19 protein-coding genes and 2 pseudogenes are annotated in these 22,109 nt (G+C 59.7%); 13 read left to right on the top strand and 8 right to left on the bottom strand.

What is annotated here, in order from left to right:
* Nucleotides 1–324: 324 nt before the first annotated feature.
* The 5 genes from fabB to H7698_RS25125 form a co-directional block, all read right to left on the bottom strand.
* Complete coding sequence (gene fabB / locus H7698_RS25145; RefSeq protein WP_054054895.1) at nucleotides 325–1,545, bottom strand: beta-ketoacyl-ACP synthase I; 1,221 nt, start codon at nucleotides 1,543–1,545, stop codon at nucleotides 325–327.
* Between the two features lie 11 nt (nucleotides 1,546–1,556).
* Nucleotides 1,557–2,072: a 3-hydroxyacyl-[acyl-carrier-protein] dehydratase FabA gene (gene fabA / locus H7698_RS25140; protein WP_010211704.1), complete on the bottom strand. Its 516-nt coding sequence runs from the start codon at nucleotides 2,070–2,072 to the stop codon at nucleotides 1,557–1,559.
* Nucleotides 2,073–2,319: 247 nt separating this feature from the next.
* Nucleotides 2,320–4,221: an ATP-binding protein gene (locus H7698_RS25135; protein ID WP_162437966.1), complete on the bottom strand. Its 1,902-nt coding sequence runs from the start codon at nucleotides 4,219–4,221 to the stop codon at nucleotides 2,320–2,322.
* Nucleotides 4,218–5,150 carry an ABC transporter substrate-binding protein gene (locus H7698_RS25130; protein ID WP_194693122.1) on the bottom strand — a complete coding sequence of 311 codons (933 nt, stop codon included), beginning with the start codon at nucleotides 5,148–5,150 and terminating at the stop codon, nucleotides 4,218–4,220. Before H7698_RS25130 ends, H7698_RS25135 begins: the two co-directional genes overlap by 4 nt.
* Nucleotide 5,151: 1 nt before the next feature.
* Nucleotides 5,152–7,275, bottom strand: coding sequence for a TonB-dependent receptor plug domain-containing protein (locus H7698_RS25125; RefSeq protein WP_194693121.1), 2,124 nt, complete (start codon nucleotides 7,273–7,275; stop codon nucleotides 5,152–5,154).
* 195 nt (nucleotides 7,276–7,470) lie between these two features.
* Between H7698_RS25125 and H7698_RS25120 the strand changes: the two genes are divergently transcribed.
* The 10 genes and pseudogenes from H7698_RS25120 to H7698_RS25075 all read left to right on the top strand — a co-directional run bounded on the left by H7698_RS25120 (nucleotide 7,471) and on the right by H7698_RS25075 (nucleotide 15,602).
* The gene (locus tag H7698_RS25120) at nucleotides 7,471–8,496 is read left to right on the top strand and encodes an NAD(P)H-dependent glycerol-3-phosphate dehydrogenase (RefSeq protein ID WP_162437969.1); all 1,026 of its coding nucleotides are present in this window, start codon (nucleotides 7,471–7,473) and stop codon (nucleotides 8,494–8,496) included.
* Nucleotides 8,497–8,539: 43 nt separating this feature from the next.
* Nucleotides 8,540–8,887: a DUF4389 domain-containing protein gene (locus H7698_RS25115; RefSeq protein ID WP_162437970.1), complete on the top strand. Its 348-nt coding sequence runs from the start codon at nucleotides 8,540–8,542 to the stop codon at nucleotides 8,885–8,887.
* Nucleotides 8,884–9,336 (top strand): phosphohistidine phosphatase SixA, encoded by a 453-nt coding sequence (sixA, locus tag H7698_RS25110; RefSeq protein ID WP_194693120.1) that lies wholly within the window; start codon nucleotides 8,884–8,886, stop codon nucleotides 9,334–9,336. Before H7698_RS25115 ends, sixA begins: the two co-directional genes overlap by 4 nt.
* Nucleotides 9,337–9,493: 157 nt before the next feature.
* The gene (locus H7698_RS25105) at nucleotides 9,494–11,161 is read left to right on the top strand and encodes an AMP-binding protein (RefSeq protein ID WP_194693119.1); all 1,668 of its coding nucleotides are present in this window, start codon (nucleotides 9,494–9,496) and stop codon (nucleotides 11,159–11,161) included.
* A gap of 32 nt (nucleotides 11,162–11,193) precedes the next feature.
* On the top strand, nucleotides 11,194–11,637 hold the full coding sequence (locus tag H7698_RS25100) for a hotdog fold thioesterase (protein WP_162437973.1): 444 nt from the start codon (nucleotides 11,194–11,196) through the stop codon (nucleotides 11,635–11,637).
* 149 nt (nucleotides 11,638–11,786) lie between these two features.
* The gene (locus H7698_RS25095; protein WP_194693118.1) at nucleotides 11,787–12,593 is read left to right on the top strand and encodes an alpha/beta fold hydrolase; all 807 of its coding nucleotides are present in this window, start codon (nucleotides 11,787–11,789) and stop codon (nucleotides 12,591–12,593) included.
* Entirely contained in the window at nucleotides 12,590–13,444 is an 855-nt protein-coding gene (locus H7698_RS25090) for an alpha/beta hydrolase (protein ID WP_194693117.1), read from the top strand. Before H7698_RS25095 ends, H7698_RS25090 begins: the two co-directional genes overlap by 4 nt.
* A gap of 50 nt (nucleotides 13,445–13,494) precedes the next feature.
* A pseudogene (locus H7698_RS31195) lies at nucleotides 13,495–13,614 on the top strand (glutathione S-transferase); the annotation flags it as partial.
* Between the two features lie 62 nt (nucleotides 13,615–13,676).
* Nucleotides 13,677–14,483, top strand: coding sequence for a DUF4892 domain-containing protein (locus tag H7698_RS25080; RefSeq protein ID WP_194693116.1), 807 nt, complete (start codon nucleotides 13,677–13,679; stop codon nucleotides 14,481–14,483).
* A gap of 66 nt (nucleotides 14,484–14,549) precedes the next feature.
* On the top strand, nucleotides 14,550–15,602 hold the full coding sequence (locus H7698_RS25075) for an AI-2E family transporter (protein ID WP_162437977.1): 1,053 nt from the start codon (nucleotides 14,550–14,552) through the stop codon (nucleotides 15,600–15,602).
* A gap of 22 nt (nucleotides 15,603–15,624) precedes the next feature.
* On the opposite strand, the gene H7698_RS25070 is transcribed toward H7698_RS25075, so the two are convergent.
* Together H7698_RS25070 and H7698_RS25065 are read right to left on the bottom strand one after the other, a co-directional pair.
* Nucleotides 15,625–16,638: a sensor histidine kinase gene (locus tag H7698_RS25070; RefSeq protein ID WP_162437978.1), complete on the bottom strand. Its 1,014-nt coding sequence runs from the start codon at nucleotides 16,636–16,638 to the stop codon at nucleotides 15,625–15,627.
* Nucleotides 16,638–17,396 (bottom strand): response regulator, encoded by a 759-nt coding sequence (locus H7698_RS25065; protein ID WP_162437979.1) that lies wholly within the window; start codon nucleotides 17,394–17,396, stop codon nucleotides 16,638–16,640. Before H7698_RS25065 ends, H7698_RS25070 begins: the two co-directional genes overlap by 1 nt.
* A 283-nt stretch (nucleotides 17,397–17,679) precedes the next feature.
* On the opposite strand from H7698_RS25065, the gene pyrF reads away from it, so the two are divergent.
* Nucleotides 17,680–18,378 (top strand): orotidine-5'-phosphate decarboxylase, encoded by a 699-nt coding sequence (gene pyrF / locus H7698_RS25060; protein WP_162437980.1) that lies wholly within the window; start codon nucleotides 17,680–17,682, stop codon nucleotides 18,376–18,378.
* Nucleotides 18,379–18,474: 96 nt separating this feature from the next.
* Here pyrF and H7698_RS25055 read toward each other — a convergent pair whose 3' ends face one another.
* On the bottom strand, nucleotides 18,475–19,479 hold the full coding sequence (locus H7698_RS25055) for an NADP-dependent oxidoreductase (protein WP_194693115.1): 1,005 nt from the start codon (nucleotides 19,477–19,479) through the stop codon (nucleotides 18,475–18,477).
* Between the two features lie 236 nt (nucleotides 19,480–19,715).
* Here H7698_RS25055 and H7698_RS25050 point away from each other — a divergent pair, with 236 nt between their 5' ends.
* Together H7698_RS25050 and H7698_RS31955 are read left to right on the top strand one after the other, a co-directional pair.
* Nucleotides 19,716–20,477, top strand: coding sequence for an SDR family oxidoreductase (locus H7698_RS25050; RefSeq protein WP_194693114.1), 762 nt, complete (start codon nucleotides 19,716–19,718; stop codon nucleotides 20,475–20,477).
* 397 nt (nucleotides 20,478–20,874) lie between these two features.
* A pseudogene (locus H7698_RS31955) lies at nucleotides 20,875–22,092 on the top strand (HAMP domain-containing protein); the annotation flags it as partial.
* Nucleotides 22,093–22,109 lie beyond the last annotated feature (17 nt).

Raw genomic sequence — 22,109 nt, 5'->3', positions numbered from 1 at the left:
AGTCCTGCAACCCGCCAAATCCGCGACATTCGGTCGCAGGCCGTTAAGTTTCATGACAAAAGCTTCATGTTGGCAATGAGCAAAACTGCAGGTCACGCACGATTCTTGTCGCAGCTGGCGAAGCCTGCGTTCGGCGACGAAGTCGCCGTAAAACCAGTCGCCTCCATGAATCAAGCATACCGCGTGTACCGAATTGACGACGACTTCGTCGCCGAACGCAGGCTTCGCCAGCGGCTACAGGGGCCGTGGCGAATTTATCTGTTTGCAAAAAAAACGCCCCGAACCAGTCGGGGCGTTTTTATGTGCGGCGTAGCAGGGCGGGTATTACTTACCGGCCCAGCGCTTCAGTACCAAGGTGGCGTTAGTGCCACCGAAACCAAAGCTGTTGCTCATCACGGTGTTGATGGTGGCGTCTTCGCGAGTCTTGGTCAGGATTGGCATGTCAGCCACTTCCGGGTCCAGTTCGTCGATGTTGGCGGAACCCGCCATGAAGTTGCCTTCCATCATCAGCATGCAGTAGATCGCTTCGTGAACGCCGGCGGCGCCCAGGGAGTGACCCGACAGGCTCTTGGTGGAGCTGATGGCCGGAGCATTGGCACCGAATACTTCACGCACACCTTTCATCTCCGCGACATCGCCGACCGGAGTCGAAGTGCCGTGGGTGTTCAGGTAGTCGATCGGCGTATCGACGGTGGACATGGCCATCTGCATGCAGCGGATGGCACCTTCGCCGCTTGGAGCGACCATGTCGTAGCCGTCGGAGGTCGCGCCGTAGCCAACGATTTCCGCGTAGATCTTCGCGCCGCGAGCCAGAGCGTGTTCCAGCTCTTCGACAACGACCATGCCGCCACCGCCGGCAATGACGAAACCGTCACGCTTGGCGTCGTAGGCACGGGAAGCTTTTTCCGGGGTTTCGTTGTACTGGCTGGACAATGCGCCCATGGCGTCGAACAGGAACGACTGGCTCCAATGCTCTTCTTCACCGCCGCCGGCGAACACGATGTCCTGCTTGCCCATCTGGATCTGTTCCATTGCGGTACCGATGCAGTGAGCACTGGTGGCGCAGGCAGAAGCGATGGAGTAGTTCAGGCCCTTGATCTTGAACGGCGTGGCCAGGCAAGCGGAAACGGTGCTGCTCATGGTCCGTGTCACACGGTATGGGCCAACGCGTTTCACGCCTTTCTCGCGCAGGATGTCCAGTGCTTCCATCTGGTTCAGCGTGGAGGCACCACCGGAACCGGCGATCAGGCCAGTGCGCGGGTTGGAGACTTGCTCATCGGTCAGACCGGAGTCGGTGATGGCGTCTTTCATGGCCAGGTAGGCGTAAGCCGCCGCGTGGCCGACGAAGCGATAGATCTTGCGATCGATCAGCTCTTCGAGGGGAAGGTCAATGGAGCCGGAAACCTGGCTACGCAGACCCATTTCGGCATATTCCGGGTTGAACCGGATGCCAGGGCGACTTGCACGCAGGTTAGCGGAGACGGTCTCTTTGTCATTGCCCAGGCACGAAACGATGCCCAGACCAGTGATAACGACGCGGCGCATGCGGATAACCCTTAGAAGTTGTCAGTGGAGGTGAAAACGCCGACCCGAAGGCCTTCGGCGGTGTAGATCTCGCGGCCGTCGACACTGACCGAACCGTCGGCGATGGCCAGGTTCAGCTTGCCCTTCAGGACGCGTTTAATCTGAATGTTATACGTAACTTTTTTGGCGGTCGGCAGAACCTGACCAAAGAACTTCACTTCGCCCGAACCCAGGGCGCGACCGCGGCCCGGCAGACCTTGCCAACCGAGGAAGAAGCCGACCAGTTGCCACATGGCATCAAGGCCCAGGCAGCCTGGCATCACCGGATCGCCTTCGAAATGGCAAGCGAAGAACCACAGGTCCGGGGTGATATCCAGCTCGGCGACCAATTCACCTTTGCCGTACTTGCCGCCTTCTTCGCTGATATGGGTGATGCGATCCACCATCAGCATGTTCGGGGCGGGCAGTTGCGCGTTACCTGGGCCGAACAGCTCACCGCGACTGCAGCGCAGCAGGTCTTCCCGAGTAAAGGCGTTTTGTTTGGTCATGCGAGCTCCTCAATAATCCCATGCGGCAGGTGGGGCGAATCTTCCCGGCCGATCGAAGCGTTCATGCCTCGAATCAGCAGCCTACTCATAGACTATTGCGTTGTGGTGAAAGTCACAGCGCCAAGGACATGAATGTACACTTGTGCACTGAAATTATTTTTCAAGCCCCTTTTCGGGCCTGTTCGGGTGCCTAAGACTGCCGCACTTTCGCCTTTCACGCCAGTCGCAGATGGTCGAAAGGCCTGCACTACTGCAGCCAGCGTTGCAGAATTTGCTGTAGGTCAGTTCGTTTGAAGGGCTTGGCCAGGTAATCGTTCATGCCCGCCGATAAACAGGCTTCACGGTCGCCCTGCAGAGCGTTGGCTGTCAGGGCGATGATTGGCACGTCGCTGCAACCGGGTAATTGGCGAATCTGACGGGTCGCCTCGTAGCCGTCCATGATCGGCAACCGGCAATCCATCAGGATCGCTTCGAAGATCAGGCTCTCGGCGCTGCGCACGGCCTGCGCACCATCGGTCGCGACGCTGACGGTAAAACCCAGGCTGCGCAACATGGCTTCGATGACCGTCTGATTCACCGGGTTGTCTTCCACCAGCAGTACATTGCGGCCATTTCCGTTGTTGTTGGCCGCCGGTACTCGCGGCGCTGGCACTGGCATCTTCTGTTTGAACAGCGCCAGTGGAATTTCCAGCGTAAACACCGAACCCAAACCTTCTTCGCTCTGGGCCCGCAACGTGCCACCCATGCGTTCCGCCAGCGTGCGGGCAATCGACAGGCCTAGGCCGGTACCGCCATAGCGTCTTGAAATAGAGCTGTCGGCTTGCTGAAACGCGTTGAACATCAGCTCCAGGCTTTCGGCCGAAATCCCGATGCCGCTGTCGCGAACGGTGCAGGTAAACCACAGCAGCTCATGATCCAGCGACTGCCATTGCGGCTCGATGCTGACGCGCCCGTGCTCGGTGAACTTCAGCGCGTTACCCACCAGGTTCACCAGAATTTGCCGGATGCGTGTCGGGTCGCCCTGGACCTGTAGCGTGTGCATGTCCTCGGGGATCTGCAGTGAGAGGTCGAGCCCGCGTTGCACGGCACTGTGCTGGAACGCTTGGGCGCAGCTGCTGATCAGGTCCGCGAGATTGAATGGAATATGTTCAAGGTCCAGCTCCGCACGCTCGATGCGCGAGAAGTCGAGGATGTCGTTGATCACCTTGAGCAGGTGCTCGGTGGACTCCGAGGCGAGCGCCGCATATTCGACCTGCTCCTCGGTCATTTGTGTGGTTTCCAGCAGCTGCAGCATGCCCAGAACACCGTTCATCGGGGTGCGCAATTCGTGGCTCATCATCGCGAGGAAGTCGGATTTTGCGTTGTTGGCTTTTTCCGCCTCCTCGCGGGTCTGGATCAGTTGCGCCATCGCCTGATGCTGTTCGCGGCTGGCTTGCTCGAGACCGTTTGCCAGGTTGTTGATGTGCTGTGACAGCGCGCCCAGTTCAGTGTCGTCGACAATGGGCAGCGGGGTTTTGTAGTCGCCGTCCTGAATCGCCTTCACGGCATGACCGATATCGCGAATGGGTTGGGAGAGGCTGCCCGCCAGTCGCCGGGCGATCAGGAAGGTAAACAGCAGCGCGAACAGTGCCAGGATGGCGGCCTTGAGCAGGATTTCCTGTTGGCGCTGGCTGAAGGCGTCATTGGACAGCCCCACGATGACCCGGCCCAGATAATCCTCGTTCGGGGCCAGGTTGGCGACGCGGCTGTTCTGGAAGAAATCAGTGCTCAGAGCGATCCGTTGCAACCGTACCGGCGCCTGGAACACTTCGACCTGTTGCGAGCGAGTGTGGGTTTCCGAAGGGTGCTCGACGTACACCAGAATCCGGTTGGCACTGTCCTGAACCTCCAGAAAGCGGACGTTGGGTGTGGCCAGGGTCGCCTTGAGCAGACTTTCGAGTACCTCATTGTTGCCCGAGATCACCCCGTACTCGGTGGCCGGCGCCAACTGGTTGGCGATCAACTGTCCGGTGTGGTTGAGCTCCTGGCGCAGGTCCTGGATTCGCACGAACGTGAAGAAGCTGATCAACAGCAACGTCAGCAACAGGGCAGGGCCGAGGCTGATGATCTGGGTTCGAGTGTTGATGTCCCAACGACGGTGGAATGTCACGGACGGCGTTCTCCTGCGGCCAACTGGGTTACGACAGAAGCTTCATCTATCTGTTCAACACCTAATGAACGAGCCACCTGCGGGTTACTCAATACCTTGAAGCGATTTGGATAGAGCGTGCGCGGCCACGTGGCGGGCGGGCGATCGAGCATCTGGTCGAGAATCGTCAGCCAGTCGTTCTGATCGCTGTAGGTGCTGGCCAGGCTGCCGGCCTTGACGAACGCGGCGTTGGGGCCAATCAGGGCGGTGTGCCGTGTGTAACTGCTGAGCAACAGGTTCTTCGCCGTTTTGGGGTTGTACAGGTCAGGATCGTCAAGCCCGAGTAGCACGTCGCTGTTTTTCAGCAAGGTTTGCAAGGGACGGCTGTCATTGGTGTCGTCCCAGTGCTTGGCCACAATCTCAAGGCCCAATGGCACGGCCGCCTGGCGGAGTTCTTTCAGTAGAAATGCGCTGTGCTGGTCGAAAAGGACACCAATGCGCCGGGCCTGAGGCAACAGGATTTGTGTGAGGCGCAGTTGCCGATCCAGCGGAGGATCACTCCATAACAGGCTCAGGTGCGAAGGCAGGGTGGTACCCAGTCGAAGACGCGCTTGCAGACGGCTGATCCGCAGCACCAGTGTTGGCGGCCCCTCGGTGTCTTGCAGGCGCCAGTCCAGGCTCGGCAGGTCGAGGAGGATCAAGCGCGTATTGACCGGCAGTTTGCCCGGCAGCGACAGGTTGGCCAGTGGTTCAAAACGCACAGTGTCGTGCGGGCGTGTCTCTTTCAGGGCCGTGGTGAAGGTCTGCATGCCGGGGCTGTCCTCTGCGCCGATCAGCAGAATGTCGGCAGAGTTCGCCGAAAAATGACTCAGCAGACCGGCAAACAGCAGGCACAACCCGACCAGCAGGCGGCCAAAGGTTGGCGTCTTGCGTGGCCGGCAGCGCGACATCTTAAAACTCCAGCTCCGCGCTGAAGTACATCACACGACGCTCGTCATAATTGTTATCGATGAAGGTGGTGGGTTGATGGTCGAGGCGCTGCTGCATCACGCCGGCCAGTTCCAGATGAGCCTTGCCGAACTGGATGCGCTTGGCGATACGGGCGTCGAACCTCTCGAAGCGGTAGCCGTTGAGCGCGTCATCGCCATAGTAGAAAAGTGCACTGCTCCACCCTTTGCCCCAGTCACGCAACCAGCCGGCGGAACCACTGTTGCGCGCGGTCTGTTGCTCATCCAGCGGATTGCTCGTCTGGGCGTCGACATAGGCGTAGGTCAGGCGCAGGCGGTCGGCGCGGCTGATGTTCCAGTCGAACTGCGTTTCAGCCCCGGTAAAACGTGCCGTGTTGGCGTTGCTGGCAATGTACTGATTGTTGCGCAGGGGTTCGCTGATCATGCCGGTGATTTCGTCGTAGAAGAACTTCACATCGACGGCCAGCCCCTGTTCGGCGAAATAGCCGTTGTAGCCCAATTCTCTGGAGCGCATGTGTTCCTGGTCGAGATCACCGGGGCCGCGGGTCTTGACGAAATAGCGGGCGCTGGACTGTCCGTAGGCGCCTGGCTTCAGATTGGTCACCCGGTAGCTCCAGTTGACGTTGTTCTCGAACATGTCCGGCGATCGCACGGCTTCGGAATACACCGCCCGCAGGCCATGACGCGGATTGATCAGGTAATTGACCGCGACGCGCGGCGTCAGCGAACTGCCGCTCAACCGTGTGTCCTCGAACATCGCTCCACCCTGAAGCAGCCAGTGCTCGGTGGCGCGCCACTCGAGTTGGCCAAATGTCCGCCAGGTGGTGTCGTCGAGCGTGCCATTGAAGTAGGTATCGGAATCGGCCCGGTCGTAACGATAGTTCATGCCACTGACCAGACGCAGACTCTCGGACAGGCTAAGCGTGTCTTGCAGTTCGAGTTCGTAGCGCGATTCCCGGGAGCTTTGGTCGATGTCGCCACACAAGGTCTTGCGGGCCCCGTGCTTCCATTGATCCAGCACCTGATTGGCCAGGTCCCGTTCCTGAGCGGTACCGGTCGCTGCGCCTTGACCGGTGAAGCGCTCGATATTGCGCGCAAGGCGTTCGGTGTAATTGGGGTTGAGCTGCCAGAGCCGGGTCAATTCCGGGCTGAAGGACAGTTCGGCATCGCAGGCGCGCCATGTCTGCTGTCGGTCCCAGTGCTGGGCTGTGCCCTGGACATACAGGCTGTGATCGGGATTGATGTCCAGGTTCCAGCGCAACGAGCCTGCGTATGACTTGGCGATGGCATCGGCATTGTCACCGGCATCGGTAATCCCCGAGAACACCGGGCGGTAGGTGTAAGGCCGCTGGTTCGTCCCGTCCTTGGCATTCAATTGCCAATCGATGCTTTGTCGTTCGTCGAGTGCCTGACTGACGGCGAGATTGAATCGGTTCAGGCGACGACTGTCGCGATAATCGGCATCGTTGCGATCCGAGTCGAAGCCGTCGTCCTGCAGGCCTGACAGGGAAAGGCGCAAGTCTCCACCGTCCCAGCCGGTGCCCTGGCTGGCGTAAAAGTCGTTGATGCCGCGCTGACCCCGGGTGACTTTCATCCGTGTGCCATGGCTGTCGGCCGGGTTGCGCGTGATGATGTTGACCACGGCCATCAACGCATTGGCGCCATAGCTGACGGTGTTCGGGCCGCGGAATACTTCGATGCGTTCGATGTCCTCCATGGCGACCGCGATGTCGCTCCAGTCCACCGTAGCCAGGCCTGCGCGGTATACCGAACGGCCATCGATCAGCACCTGCATGCGTCGCGCTGCGGTAGCGTTGGTGCCGTGGTAATTCACCGCTGGCTGATTGCCGTTGATGTTACCGACCATCATCCCCGGCACCAGGCGCAGCAACTCACTGATGTCCCGCGCGCCGCTGGCATTGATCAGTTGGCTGTCGATCACCGTTATGCTGCCAGGTACCGCAGCTGGCGACTGTTTGAGCCGCGTCGCCGTCAGAATCTGCGGGAGCGGCTCGCTGTCGAGGAACAAGTCGTCAGCCATCAAGGGCGAGCTGAAGACCAGCGCCAGGACCAGCGGCGAGCGAGGTGACGTAGCGCCAATTGACACAACACATCCTTGATAGTGATTAACTGGCGCGCATGGTAACCGAGCCGATTGAATTATCCAGTCACAATGCCGGCATTTTCCCGGGTTTCATGGGTCTTCTTCCAACTGATGCGGGTAATTGTCGCGAGGGCTGGCCGCGACCCGGACGCTCCGTATAATGCCGGCATCGCCACTGTATGGATAAACGGATTACATATGACTGAACAGCGCCCAATCGCGGTACTGGGAGGCGGAAGTTTTGGTACCGCCGTGGCCAATCTTCTGGCCGAGAACGGGCACCAGGTCCGACAGTGGATGCGAGATCCCGACCAGGCCGAGGCCATTCGGGTCAATCGCGAGAACCCGCGTTACCTCAAAGGCATCAAGATCCTGCCGGCCGTGGAGCCTGTCACTGACTTGCAAGCCACACTGGAAGCCTGCGACCTGTGCTTCGTCGCACTGCCGTCCAGCGCGTTGCGGTCGGTACTGGTCCCGCACGCCGAGCGCTTGAGCGGCAAGTTGTTGGTGAGCCTGACCAAAGGGATCGAAGCCCACACGTTCAAACTGATGAGCGAGATCCTCGAAGAGATCGCCCCGCAAGCCCGCATTGGCGTGCTTTCCGGGCCGAACCTGGCCCGCGAAATCGCCGAACATGCCCTGACCGCCACCGTCGTCGCCAGCGAAGATGAAGAGTTGTGCCAGCGCGTTCAGGCGGCCTTGCACGGCCGGACTTTCCGCGTGTACGCCAGCGCCGACCGCTTCGGCGTGGAACTGGGCGGGGCGTTGAAGAACGTCTACGCGATTATTGCCGGCATGGCCGTTGCGTTGGGCATGGGCGAAAACACCAAGAGCATGCTGATCACGCGGGCGCTGGCGGAAATGACCCGCTTTGCGGTGAATCAGGGCGCCAATCCGATGACCTTTCTTGGCCTGGCGGGCGTGGGCGATTTGATCGTCACCTGTTCATCGCCGAAAAGCCGCAACTATCAGGTCGGTTTCGCCTTGGGTCAGGGTTTGAGCCTGGAGGACGCGGTGACGCGTCTTGGGGAAGTCGCCGAAGGTGTGAACACGCTCAAAGTCCTCAAGGCCAAAGCCCAGGAAGTGGGGGTGTATATGCCGCTGGTCGCGGGGCTGCATGCGATCCTGTTTGAGGGGCGCACGCTGGAGCAGGTCATTGGGCTATTGATGCGCGGCGAACCGAAAACCGACGTCGACTTTATTTCCACCAGTGGTTTTAACTGAATTTTTCCGCAGCGACCCCATCTACAGAGTCAGGGAGCGAGACATGAACGATCCGAAAGTAGAAGCAAAATACGAGTCCATCCTGCTGCGCGTCTTGTGGATGCTCATTTACGTGCTGGTCTGGCAAGTGGCCCAGTTCATTTTGGGCGCCGTGGTGCTGGTCCAGCTGATCTATCGTTTGATCTATGGTGCCCCGAGCGCCAGCCTGATGAACTTCGGCGACAGCCTGAGCCAGTTTTTGGCGCAGATCGGTCGTTTCGGCAGCTTCCACAGCGACCAGAAACCCTGGCCGTTCGCCGACTGGCCAACGCCGCGTACTCCGGAAGGTGAAGCGCCGCACGCCGTGCCGCCAGCACCGCACCCGGTCCGAGATGAGGAACCCAAACTATGAAACTCTGGGTATTGCGTCATGGTGAAGCCGAGCCACATGGCACGCGGCCAGATTCCGAGCGAGCACTGACCGCTCATGGTCGTGAAGAAGTGCTGCGCAGCGCTGCCAAGTTGATTGGCCAGCCACTCTCAGCGATCTATGCCAGCCCTTACCTGCGAGCGCAGGAGACGGCAATGCTGGTTCGCGAAGCGTTGGGGTTCGAGCCTGAGATCCGTACTGTCGAATGGCTGACCCCCGACAACCGCCCTCAAGCGGTGGCCGAACAGTTGGTCTCCGTGGACTACGCATTGCTGGTCAGCCATAACCCGCTGGTGGGCAATCTGCTGGGTTATTTGCAGCACGGTCATGTTCAGGAACCCGAAGCGGTGAAAACCGCGGGCCTTGCAGAGCTTGAGGGTGACCTGCCAGTGGCGGGCGCAATGAAGCTCAATGGCATCAAGCACCCTTGAACGTTGAAAGATCCACCCTGCGGCAGCGCCTGGTATTTTCCCTGTAGGCGTTACCTCAGGCTGCAATCCGTTGATCCAGTTTTTGTCCTCAAATAGTTAACCAAGCAACCGCTTGGTTGACTACGCTTGCTCCAGAACAAAAACAGGAGCGAGTCGCATGTCTGCCGCTATTCGATTGCCACTGGACGTCTTCTACGAGCGTGAAGCCCGTCATCCCCGCCAGCGTTTTCTGGTTCAGCCTGTGGGTGGAGGCCAGGTCGAAACACTGACCTGGGCCGACGTCGGCCATCAGGCCCGCTGTGCCGCCCATTGGCTGCGGGCGCGGGAATTGCCCCAAGGCAGCCATATCGCGCTGATCTCGAAGAACTGCGCGCACTGGATCATTGCCGACCTGGCGATCTGGATGGCCGGGCATGTATCCGTTCCGCTGTACCCCAACCTGACCGCTGAATCCGTGGCACAGGTACTGGAACACTCCGAAGCCGTGCTGGCGTTCATTGGCAAGCTCGATGACTGGCCAGGCATGTCCCGAGGTATCCAATCGGATCTGCCGACGATCAGTCTGCCGCTGCATCCTCCTGGAACCTTCGATTTCAGCTGGGCTGACTTGCAGGCAAGCTCACCGATCCAGGACGACCCCAAGCCTGCCGCCGATCAACTGGCAACCATCATCTACACCTCCGGCACCACGGGCATGCCTAAAGGCGTCATGCACAGCTTCGGCAATCTGGGGTTCGCCGCCACTCGTGGCACGCAGCTGTTTGGACTCAACGAGGCGGATCGACTGCTGTCCTATCTGCCGCTGTGCCACGTTGCCGAGCGGATGTTCGTCGAAATGGCGTCTATCTACACCGGACAAACAGTGTTTTTTGCTGAAAGCCTCGACACCTTCCTGACGGATCTGCAGCGTGCGCGACCGACTGCATTGTTCGGCGTGCCGCGAATCTGGACCAAATTCCAGATGGGCGTGTACAGCAAGATTCCGGCAAAGCGCCTCGATTTTTTGCTCGGCTTGCCAATCATCGGCAAGCGGGTAGGGCATAAAGTCCTCGCGGGGCTGGGGCTGGATGCATTGCGTATCGCGTTGTCCGGCGCCGCGCCCGTGCCCCAGAGTTTGCTGCTGTGGTACCGCAAACTCGGGCTGGATGTGCTGGAGGTCTACGGTATGACTGAAAGCTGTGGCTACTCGCACATCTGCCTTCCCGGTCAGAACAAACCCGGCTGGATCGGCAAGCCGTGCCCGGAGGTCGAGGTGCGGATAGAACCCTCGGGTGAGGTACTGGTTCGCAGCGGCGCCACCATGCTGGGCTATTTCAAGGAACCGGAAAAAACCGCTGACACCCTCACCGAGGATGGCTTCCTGCGCACCGGTGATAAAGGTGAGGAGGATGCTGAAGGCAATCTGCGCCTGACCGGGCGACTCAAGGAAATCTTCAAGACCAGCAAAGGTAAATACGTGGCCCCGGCCCCGATCGAAAATCGCCTGGCGGTGCATTCGCGGATCGAACAGGTGTGCGTGGTGGGCGACGGGCTGACCGCGCCGCTGGGGTTATGCGTGCTGTCCGCGGTTGGCCAGCAGGACGCGGGCAGTAATGCGCGTGCCGGCCTGCATTCGAGTCTGGAAAGGCTGCTGGAGGAGGTCAACGGCGCCCTGGATAAGCATGAACGCCTGCGCAGGCTGGTGGTGGTCAAGGACAGCTGGGCGGTGGAAAACGGCTTTCTGACGCCGACCCTCAAGATCAAGCGCAACGTGATCGAAGCGGCGTACGGTGCGCGCTTTGAAGAATGGAGCGAGCGCAGCGAGACCGTGCTGTGGCAGGATTGATTCACGAACAAAACCAACAAAGGATGTCAGCAATGAGCTTGTGGCGTACCACTCCCAATATCGAGCAGTTGAACGCGATCCAGAAAAACACCATTGGCGAAGTCCTGGATATTCGCTTTGAAGCGTTCGACGATGAGTCCCTGACCGCCAGCATGGTCATCGACCACCGTACTCACCAACCCTACGGTTTGCTGCATGGCGGCGCTTCTGTGGTACTGGCTGAAAGCGTGGGATCGATGGCCAGTTACCTGTGCATCGACGCCAGCAAGTTTTACTGCGTGGGCCTGGAGATCAACGCGAACCATTTGCGCGGATTGCGCAGCGGCCGAGTGACCGCCGTGGCCAAGGCGATTCACATCGGCCGTACCACGCATGTGTGGGATATCCGCCTGAGCAGTGATGAGGGCAAGGCGAGTTGCGTGTCGCGGCTGACCATGGCGGTGGTGCCGCTGGGCGAAAATCCGCCGGCGCGCTAAGTTATTAACCGTCCCCCTGCAGCAGCGGGCGAACCTGTGGCTACACAGGGGCTGGCCAGACTGTCACTGATGCTGGCAGATACGGTCATTGCTGTAGGACGCAGTCTTACGGACAATCAACGCCTGATTTCGCTCATGGATTTGCCGGTATGTCGCAACAGATATTTTTCGCCCACGCCAACGGGTTTCCTTCCGGGACCTACGGCAAATTGTTCGCGGCCCTGGCGCCCGAGTATCAGGTGACGCATCTGGAGCAGCACGCCCACGATCCGCGTTTTCCCGCTGACGATAACTGGTACAACCTGGTGGATGAGTTGATCCACCATCTGGAGTTGCAGGCGGAACCCGTGTGGGGCGTCGGTCATTCCTTCGGTGGTGTCCTTCATCTGCACGCTGCATTGCGTCGTCCCGAGCTGTATCGCGGGGTCGTCATGCTTGATTCGCCGGTGCTGACCCGCGCCGATCAATGGGTAATTCGCGCGGCCAAGCGTTTCGGCTTTATCGATCGCCTGACACCCGCCGGCCGCACTTTGGGACGCCGGGAAGAATTCACCGATCTGGACAGCGCGCGTCGCTATTTTGCCGGCAAGACTCTTTTTCGCAGCTTCGATCCGGAATGCCTGGACGCGTACCTTCAGCATGGTTTGCACAGGGTCGGTGACACGCTGCGCCTGCGTTTCGACCCCGCGACGGAAATCAGCATCTACCGGGGTGTTCCGCACACCAGTCCCGGACTTGCCCGGCAACTTAAAGTGCCGCTGGCGGTGATTCGCGGGCACCGCAGTCGTGTGGTCATGCGCCATCACGCCAGCGCTGTCGGACGCATGCCATTGGGCGAGTCCCTGACGATGCCCGGAGGCCACATGTTTCCCCTCGAACGCCCTCAGGACACCGCCACGCTGCTTAAAAACCTGTTCAGCCGCTGGGAAGGTCGCCGTCAGCAGGATTGCGCATGAGTCATGTCGTCGAAGAAGTACGCCTGAGCCTGCCGCACATCGAGTTGGCGGCCCATCTGTTCGGTCCTGAAGACGGTTTGCCGGTCATTGCCTTGCACGGCTGGCTGGACAACGCCAACAGCTTTGCCCGGTTGGCGCCCAAGCTCAAAGGCTTGCGCATCATCGCGCTGGACATGGCCGGCCACGGCCACTCTGGTCATCGGCCACCCGGTGCGGGTTATGCCATGTGGGATTATGCCCACGATGTGCTGCAAGTCGCCGAACAGTTGGGACTGAAGCGTTTCGCGTTGATGGGGCATTCCATGGGCGCCATTGCTTCGGTGATCATCGCAGGGGCGATGCCTGAGCGTGTCACCCACCTGGCGTTGATCGACGGCCTCATTCCTCCTACAGACAAAAGCGAAAACGCCGCCGAGCGCATGGGTATGGCCCTGCAGGCGCAGCTGGATCTGCGGGAAAAACGCAAGCCGGTCTACAACACCCTGGACCGCGCCATAGAAGCCCGCATGAAAGGGCTGGTGGCGGTGAGTCGGGAAGCCGCAGAGTTGCTCGCTCAACGAGGGCTGATGCCGGTACCGGGGGGTTACACCTGGCGCACCGATAGCCGACTGACGCTGCCTTCGCCGTTGCGCCTGAGCCCGGAACAGGCGATGGCCTTCGTTCAGCGGGTCAGGTGTCCGGCAACGCTGGTGGTGGCTGCTGACGGCATGCTCGCCAAACACACCGAGCTCCTGGAGCGTCTACCCTTTAGCCGGGAACAGCTGCCGGGTGGTCATCATTTGCACCTGAACGATGAGGCCGGTGCCGATCTTGTCGCAGACTGTTTCAATCGGTTCTTCGCCGTTCCTTGACTTGCGCCGGGCAACTGTCGAGGCTGGGCGGGTTGAAATGGGAGACAACCATGATAGATCTCTACACCGCTGCGACCCCGAAAGGCCACAAGGTCTCTATCGTGCTCGAGAAACCCGGCATGCCCTGCTTGGCGCACGCCTTGAATATCGACAAAAAGGAAAAGAAGTCTGCGCGTTACCCTGCCAGCTTCTTCAAAGGCGCCCAGGCCATGCTGATCCGATGAGCCTTTCTATGCGTTCTTTCAGTTTTCTAGCGCTGTGCTGTTTCAGTCCTCTGTTATTTGCTGCTGATGTTCCAGGCAGTCAAGACCTGCCTATCCTGCCCCGGATGGGCGATGCGCAGATTGTCGATTATCGCCCGACAGTGGAGCTTGAACGGATCTACCCGTTGGGTTCGATCCGCAAGATCAGCGGGCAATTGCGCTTCGATGGCCAGGTCACTGCCCGGGGGCAAACCACCTCGGTGACCTACGAGTTGCCACCGGAACATTCCTCTACCGATGCTTTTACCGCTGCACGGGAAACCTTGCAGAAACAGGGCGCCGAGCTGTTGTTCTGGTGCCAGGCACGAGATTGCGGTGAGAGCAGCCTGTGGGCCAATGAAGTCTTTGGCAATGCCAAGCTGTATGGCGCCGATGATCAGCAGGCGTACCTGCTGTTGCGCCTGGCGGCACCGCAGGACAATACGCTGGTAGCGCTCTACAGCATCACTCGCGGTAATCGTAAAGCCTATCTGCACGTCGAACAGTTCGACGCGGCGGCACCCTTGGGTGATGTATTGCCGACTTCGGCGACCTTGCTTCGTCAGCTTAAAAGCACCGGCGCGCTGGACTTCCCCAAACTGACGGAAGCGCCTGACGACACCTGGCTGCGTTTGCTGTCTCGCGGCTTGAACCTGGACACGAACCTGCGAGTCAGCATTTCCGGGAAAAATGCCGAAGCCTGGCGTCAGGCATTGGTGGGGCAGGGTGTGCGAGCGGCACGGATGGAAACCGGTAGCGTCGAAGGCTCTGGCCTGCACATCGAGCTATTGCGATAAGCTGCACCAGGCGAACGTGCAATGCGCGTTCGCCGACTCTTTCCTGACTGACTTTTCGAGACGTACATGATCAACAATGATCGGCTGTTGGTGCAGATCCTGCTCCTGGTGCTGTTTGGCGCGAGCTTATGGGTGATGGCGCCGTTTTGGTCGGCAATGTTCTGGGGCGCGGTGCTGGCTTTTGCCAGTTGGCCGTTGATGCGTTTGCTGACCCGCTGGCTCAATGGTCGCGAATCCCTGGCGGCGGCATTGCTGACCCTTGGCTGGATGTTGCTGGTGGCAGTACCGCTGGTGTGGCTGGGCTTCAACCTGGCTGATCATGTGCGTGATGCAACGGCGTTCATCAAGGATGTACAGGTCGATGGCCTGCCGGAAGCGCCGACCTGGCTGGGTTCGATTCCGTTGGTTGGCGAACGTCTGGTCGGGATCTGGAACAGCATCGATGAGCAGGGCGCCGCCATGATGGTGGCGGTCAAGCCGTACCTGGGTCAGGTCGGCAACTGGTTGCTGGCGCGCAGTGCGCAGATCGGCGGCGGTATTCTCGAGCTGACCTTGAGTATTGTCTTCGTGTTCTTCTTTTATCGTGACGGTCCGCGATTGGCGGCGTTCGTTCATGGTCTGCTTGAGCGATTGATCGGCGATCGTGCCGGTTATTACATCGAACTGGTCGCGGGGACGGTTCAGCGCGTGGTGAACGGTGTGATTGGTACGGCGGCGGCTCAAGCCGTACTGGCGCTGACCGGGTTCCTGATCGCCGGGGTTCCCGGGGCCCTGGTGCTCGGGATTGTGACCTTCCTGTTGAGTCTGATTCCCATGGGGCCACCGCTTGTGTGGATACCCGCGACCGCGTGGCTGGCCTGGAAGGGTGAGTACGGCATGGCGGTCTTCCTCGGGATCTGGGGCACATTCGTCATCAGCGGAGTGGACAACGTGCTCAAGCCTTACCTGATCAGTCGAGGCGGGAACCTGCCGTTGGTGATTGTGCTGCTGGGTGTGTTCGGCGGGCTGATTGCGTTTGGCTTCATCGGCTTGTTCATCGGTCCGACATTGCTCGCCGTGGCTTACAGCCTGTTGACTGACTGGAGCAAGAGCCACGCCCGCGTAGACGATCGTCGCTGAGTCTTGTCTTCGGACCTGACGCTCAGGTCCGGGGCAAACGAATCACTGCGGTCAGACCGCCACCGACAGTTTCTTCCAGGTTCAATTGACCAGCCTGTCGCTCGGCCGCTTCCCGGGCGATGGTCATGCCCAGGCCGACGCCCCCCGAATTGCGGTTGCGCGAACCTTCCAGACGGAAAAACGGCTCGAACACCGCTTCTCGTTTGTCCGCCGCGATACCGGGGCCGTGGTCAACGACCCGGATCACCACGTGGTCTCGATGGTCTTCAAGGCTAATCAACGCTGCCCCTGCATAGCGCAGGGCGTTATCCAGCAGATTGTTGATGCATGAGCGCAATGCCATCGGCTGCACTTGCAGCGGAGCACAGTGGCCGCTGACTTCAACGTCGGCGCCCTGATCCTGAGCATTTTCGCTCAGGGACTCGACCAACGCCTGCACATCCATCCATTGAGGCGCCTCGCTGGTGCGTTGTTCGTGCAAGTAAGTCAGGGTGGCGTCGAGCATGCTGATCATGTCGTCCAGGTCCTGACGCATTTGCCCCTGCAGCTTCTCATCGACAATCTGTTCCAAACGCAGCTTGAGCCGGGACAGCGGCGTGCGCAGGTCATGGGACACCGCCCCAAGCATTCTCGAACGTTGATGAACCTGTTCGATGATCCGTTTTTGCATGAGGTTGAAGGTATAAGCAGCCTGCCGTGCTTCCCGGGGGCCGGACTCGTCCAGTGGCTGGCTGTCGAGGTTTTCGCTCAAGCGCTCGGCGGCCTCACTCAGACGCCGGATAGGTTGGCTCAGCAGCTTGGCGCCGTACCAGGCGGCAATGATCAGCGAGATGAACTGAAAGGTCAGGGGCACCAAAGGCCCACCAAACCAGGGTCGTGGTGGTGGCTTGTTCATCCCCTCGGAAAACGCTGGTGGCGGAGGAGGTGGGGGACCGTAATGGTGAAACCAGGCAAACGCCAACAGGTGAGCAAGGACAATGGCCAGCAACAACACGCCAAACAGACGGCCGAAGAGCGTGTCGAAGCGGGCTCGCATCAGCCGATGTCTCGTGCGTCGAAGAGGTAACCCTCACCACGAACGGTTTTGATCAATTGCGGGGCCTTGGGGTCATCCCCCAGTTTTTGGCGCAGACGGGATACCAGCAGATCAATGCTGCGATCGAACGCCTCGATCGAACGGCCGCGCGCAGCGTCCAGCAGTTGTTCGCGACTGAGTACACGGCGCGGACGTTCGATGAACACCCAGAGCAAGCGGAATTCAGCATTCGATAGCGGAACCACCAGGCCATCGGCGGCTACCAACTGGCGCAGGACACTGTTCAGGCGCCAGTTGTCGAAGCGAATGTTCGCACGCTGTTCGGTGCGATCATCGCGGACCCGGCGAAGAATGGTTTGAATCCGCGCTACCAGTTCTCGCGGTTCGAACGGCTTGGCCATGTAGTCATCGGCGCCGAGCTCGAGGCCGATGATACGGTCGGTGGGCTCGCAGCGGGCGGTCAGCATCAGGATGGGAATGTCCGATTCGGCACGCAGCCAGCGGCACAGCGACAAACCGTCCTCACCGGGCAGCATCAGATCGAGCACCACCACATCGAAGTACTCAGCCTGCAGGGCCAGACGCATCGCGTCGCCATCGGTGACACCGCTGGCGTGAATGTTGAACCGGGCCAGGTAGTCGATCATCAGTTCGCGGATCGGGACGTCATCGTCGACGATCAGCGCGCGAATGTTCCAGCGTTTGCCATCGCCAGTCACTTTTTGCTCATCGTTCAGTGGTATTGGAGAAATGTGCATGCGTGCGTTCATCTGCCAGGGAGGCTGCCAATGGCGGCGAGATTGTGGCTTCAGCATAGGCGCCCGGCCCGGAGGCGGGAAGTGCTGGAAGGATCAGTAGCGGTGGGCGAGGGTAGCGATCAAGGATGTTGTGGGCATGTCGGCTGTGTATCGAACTCGACACAATGGGTGGACCGACTAGTCTTGCCAGAGTCTTCGGGACGATTTACCGATCATCGGGTCCCGCAGCGCCGTTGGTTCCGCTACAATGCGCGCCGATTTCGTCCTGCCTGAGAGCCCGCACATGTCCGTCTGCCAGACTCCTATCATCGTCGCCCTGGATTTCCCCACCCGTGACGCCGCACTGAAGCTGGCCGACCAGTTGGACCCGAAACTGTGCCGGGTCAAAGTCGGCAAGGAACTGTTCACCAGCTGCGCCGCAGAAATTGTTGGCACCCTGCGTGACAAGGGGTTCGAAGTGTTCCTGGACCTCAAGTTTCACGACATTCCGAACACCACGGCCATGGCGGTCAAGGCTGCTGCGGAAATGGGCGTCTGGATGGTCAACGTGCATTGCTCCGGCGGCCTGCGCATGATGGCGGCCTGCCGTGAAGTGCTCGATCAGCGCACCGGCTCCAAGCCGCTGTTGATCGGCGTGACCGTGCTCACCAGCATGGAACGTGAGGATCTGGCGGGCATCGGCCTGGACATCGAGCCACAGGAACAGGTACTGCGCCTGGCCGCACTGGCAGAGAAAGCCGGGATGGACGGTCTGGTGTGCTCGGCACTGGAAGCCCAGGCACTGAAATCGGCGCACCCGTCACTGCAATTGGTCACCCCGGGGATTCGTCCGGCGGGCAGCGCCCAGGATGATCAACGCCGCATCCTGACACCGCGTCAGGCACTGGATGCCGGTTCCGATTACCTGGTGATCGGCCGCCCGATCAGCCAGGCCGCAGATCCGGCCAAGGCATTGGCAGCAGTGGTTGCCGAACTGGCTTAAAAAAATCGCAGGCTGCGACAACGCCTACAGGGTGTACCCGATCCCGTGTAGGAGCTGCTGCAGGCTGCGATCTTTTGATCTTTTGATCTTGTGTAATTAGACCTTCAACACCAACTTCCCGAAATTCTCCCCGCTGAACAACTTCATCAGCGTCTCCGGGAACGTCTCCAGTCCTTCGACAATGTCTTCCTTGCTCTTGAGCTGCCCCTTGGCCATCCAGCCGGCCATTTCCTGCCCGGCAGCGGCGAACTGTGCGGCGTAGTCCATCACCACAAAGCCTTCCATCCGCGCGCGGTTGACCAGTAACGACAGGTAGTTGGCTGGGCCTTTCACGGCCTCTTTGTTGTTGTACTGGCTGATGGCGCCGCAAATAACCACCCGTGCCTTCATGTTCAGGCGGCTCAAAACCGCGTCAAGGATGTCGCCACCGACGTTGTCGAAATACACGTCGACGCCTTTGGGGCACTCGCGCTTGAGGCCGGCTTGAACGTCTTCGCTTTTGTAGTCGATGGCTCCGTCAAAACCCAGTTCGTCGATCAGGAACTTGCACTTGTCGGCACCGCCCGCGATCCCGATCACCCGGCAACCCTTGATCTTGGCGATCTGCCCGGCAATGCTCCCCACTGCGCCGGCAGCACCGGACAGCACCACGGTGTCGCCTTCCTTCGGGGCGCCTACATCGAGCAAGGCAAAGTAGGCCGTCATGCCGGTCATTCCCAACGCTGACAAATAGCGCGGCAGGGGGGCCAGTTTTGGATCAACCTTGTAGAAACCGCGTGGTTCGCCCAGGTAGTAGTCCTGCACACCCAGGGCGCCATTGACGTAGTCACCGACAGCAAAGCCTGGATTGTTCGACGCTATGACCTTGCCCACGCCCAATGCGCGCATCACTTCGCCGATACCGACTGGCGGGATGTAGGACTTGCCCTCGTTCATCCAGCCACGCATCGCCGGGTCCAGGGACAGGTATTCGTTCTTGACCAGGATCTGACCCGCAGCCGGTTCGCCGACCGGTATTTCCTGAAAGGTGAAGGTCTCGCGGGTCGCCGGGCCCACCGGACGTTTGGCGAGCAGGAACTGGCGATTGGTCTGGGTAGTCATGACAGGCACTCAAGATGAATGAAGCCTTGTTGATAGACCTTCGCGGCGACTCCCGCAAGTTTGGCTGATGCGGCGAATGCACTTCGATCCAGAGCAGTGATAATTGAGTGCATGGTTCCATCACTGCAACTCATGGTCGCCCAACCGGCCTTTTGATAGTGCTGCCGTGCTGTCAGCTCCTGTGGCTAGACTGGGCCCACGCGATCTCCCGCATCCATCTCTTCGAGGACATAACAATGAGCATGACGTTTTCTGGCAAGGTCGCCGTTGTGACCGGTGCTGCCAATGGTATCGGCCGCGCGACTGCCCAGGCGTTTGCCGCAGAAGGCTTGAAGGTGGTGGTGGCTGACCTGGACACGGCGGGCGGAGAAGGCACGGTGGCGCTCATTCGCACGGCAGGCGGTGACGCGACCTTTGTGCGCTGTAACGTCACCCTGGAAAGCGATGTAAAGAATCTGATGGACGAGGTGATCACCACCTACGGCCGTCTCGACTACGCCTTCAACAACGCCGGGATCGAGATCGAGAAAGGCAAATTGGCTGAAGGCACCGTAGACGAGTTCGACGCGATCATGGGCGTCAACGTCAAGGGCGTCTGGCTGTGCATGAAGTACCAATTGCCGTTGCTGCTGGCTCAGGGCGGTGGCGCTATCGTCAACACAGCTTCGGTTGCAGGTCTTGGCGCGGCGCCGAAGATGAGTATCTACGCGGCATCGAAACACGCGGTGATCGGCCTGACGAAGTCGGCAGCCATCGAATACGCCAAGAAAAAAATCCGTGTGAACGCGGTGTGTCCTGCTGTCATTGACACTGACATGTTCCGTCGCGCCTATGAAGCGGATCCGAAGAAGGCCGAGTTTGCTAACGCCATGCACCCGGTCGGCCGCATCGGTAAAGTCGAGGAAATCGCCAGTGCAGTGCTGTACTTGTGCAGCGATGGTGCAGCGTTTACCACGGGGCATTCGTTGGCCGTGGACGGTGGGGTTACGGCATTTTAAAAACGCCTTTCGTGTCTGAAAAAAACCGTGCCTGTTCGTAAAGCTGTTCACTTGGACGATCTTCAGACGAGCACAATATTGTGGCGAGGGGATTTATCGGAATGCCGCACCACCCCGTCCGGCTGCGCAGCAGTCGTAAAACCCGCGACGCGGTGTATCTGATGCACCACGGATGTAGATTTTGGGGCTGCTTTGCAGCCCCGCGGCGATAAATCCCCTCGCCACAATATTGTGCTCGCCTGAAACTTTTCTTAAGGCTAGCAACCCGAATCGACCTCAAACGTTCTGAAAACGACGAGCCTGTAGCTTTTTGCCATTATTCCGACGCCAGAGACTTGTGCGGATCCTGGCCCGTTGCGAATCTGCGTCAATCGACTATGTCAGGGGACTCAGTGCAATGATTTCGGCCGCGCAAGGACGTTTTGCCAACCTCGGTATGGCGAAAAAACTGGGTATCGGGTTTTCCTTGGTGCTGGTATTGACCGCGTTGGTTGCGGCGATCGGTGTGTGGTCCCTGCAGACCATCAGCCAACGCTTCGAAGGCCTCAAGCAGATGTCGACACTCAACAGCGGCTTGCTCAAGGTACGGCTGCTCGAGCAGGATTTTGCCTTGCACGCCAATCCGAAAACCGCCGATGCGCTGCGCGAAGGTGTGGACGCCTTGGTTGCGTTGGCGACGCAGCTCAAGTCCGAGTCTGCAAACAATGTTCCGGTGATGAACGACGTGGAGCAGTCCCTGGGGGCTTATCGCAAAGCCTTTGACGAGTTCGTCTCGCTCAGCCAGGCCAAGGACCTGTCATTGGAAATGGCCAGTTGGTCGGTGTCTAGCGTGGCGAACAATCTCGATGTGCTGCAAGCGGGCCTGGCTGATGACGGTGCTTACACATTGAAAGAAACCGAGGGCAAGGACGGCGCGCAGTTTATCGAGCAAGCCAATCAGGTCAGTCAGGTATCCCGTTTGATGTTGCAGGCCATGAACGAGGCGCGAGTGCGCCTGGACCTTAGCCGCAAGGGCGATGACAGCGCCGGTCAGGGCAAGATCGAACAGGCCGACCAGGCGTTGGTCCAGGCCGAACAGCTTAAGGCCACGGTCAAGGATGAGGGCTATCAGACCGTACTCAATGAAGTGACCGGTCACATCGGCGGTTTCAGTGAAAAGCTCGCCGAGTACACGGGGCTGCTGGCTCAGGAAAAGACGGTGTATGGGCAGTTGCACCAACGTGCGGCTGAGGTCGTGGAGCGGGTGGATCAGGCTTATGTCGCTGAAGATCAGTCGATGCAGACGGAACTGAAAAAGAATTCGCTGCTGATCATCGGGTCGTCCGCTTTGGCATTACTGGTCGGGTTGATTGCGGCGTGGGTGATCACCCGTCTGATCGTGTCGCCGTTGCGCAGTGTGATCCTCGTCGCTCGGCAAATCGCGGCGGGTGATCTGAGTGCGACGGTCGAGGTGACGCGCCGTGACGAGATCGGTCAGTTGATGCAGGCCATGCAGCAAATGGGTGCGGGCCTGAGCAGCATCGTCAGTGGCTTGCAGGCTGGCATTGAACAGTTGGCCAGTTCGGCGCAGTCGCTGTCGGCGGGGACTGAACAGACCAACCTTGAAGTCAGCAGCCAAAAGGAAGAAACCGA

This window comes from Pseudomonas sp. p50(2008), from assembly GCF_015351605.1.
Taxonomy (GTDB): domain Bacteria; phylum Pseudomonadota; class Gammaproteobacteria; order Pseudomonadales; family Pseudomonadaceae; genus Aquipseudomonas.
This window is presented reverse-complemented; position numbering and strand designations above follow the sequence as displayed.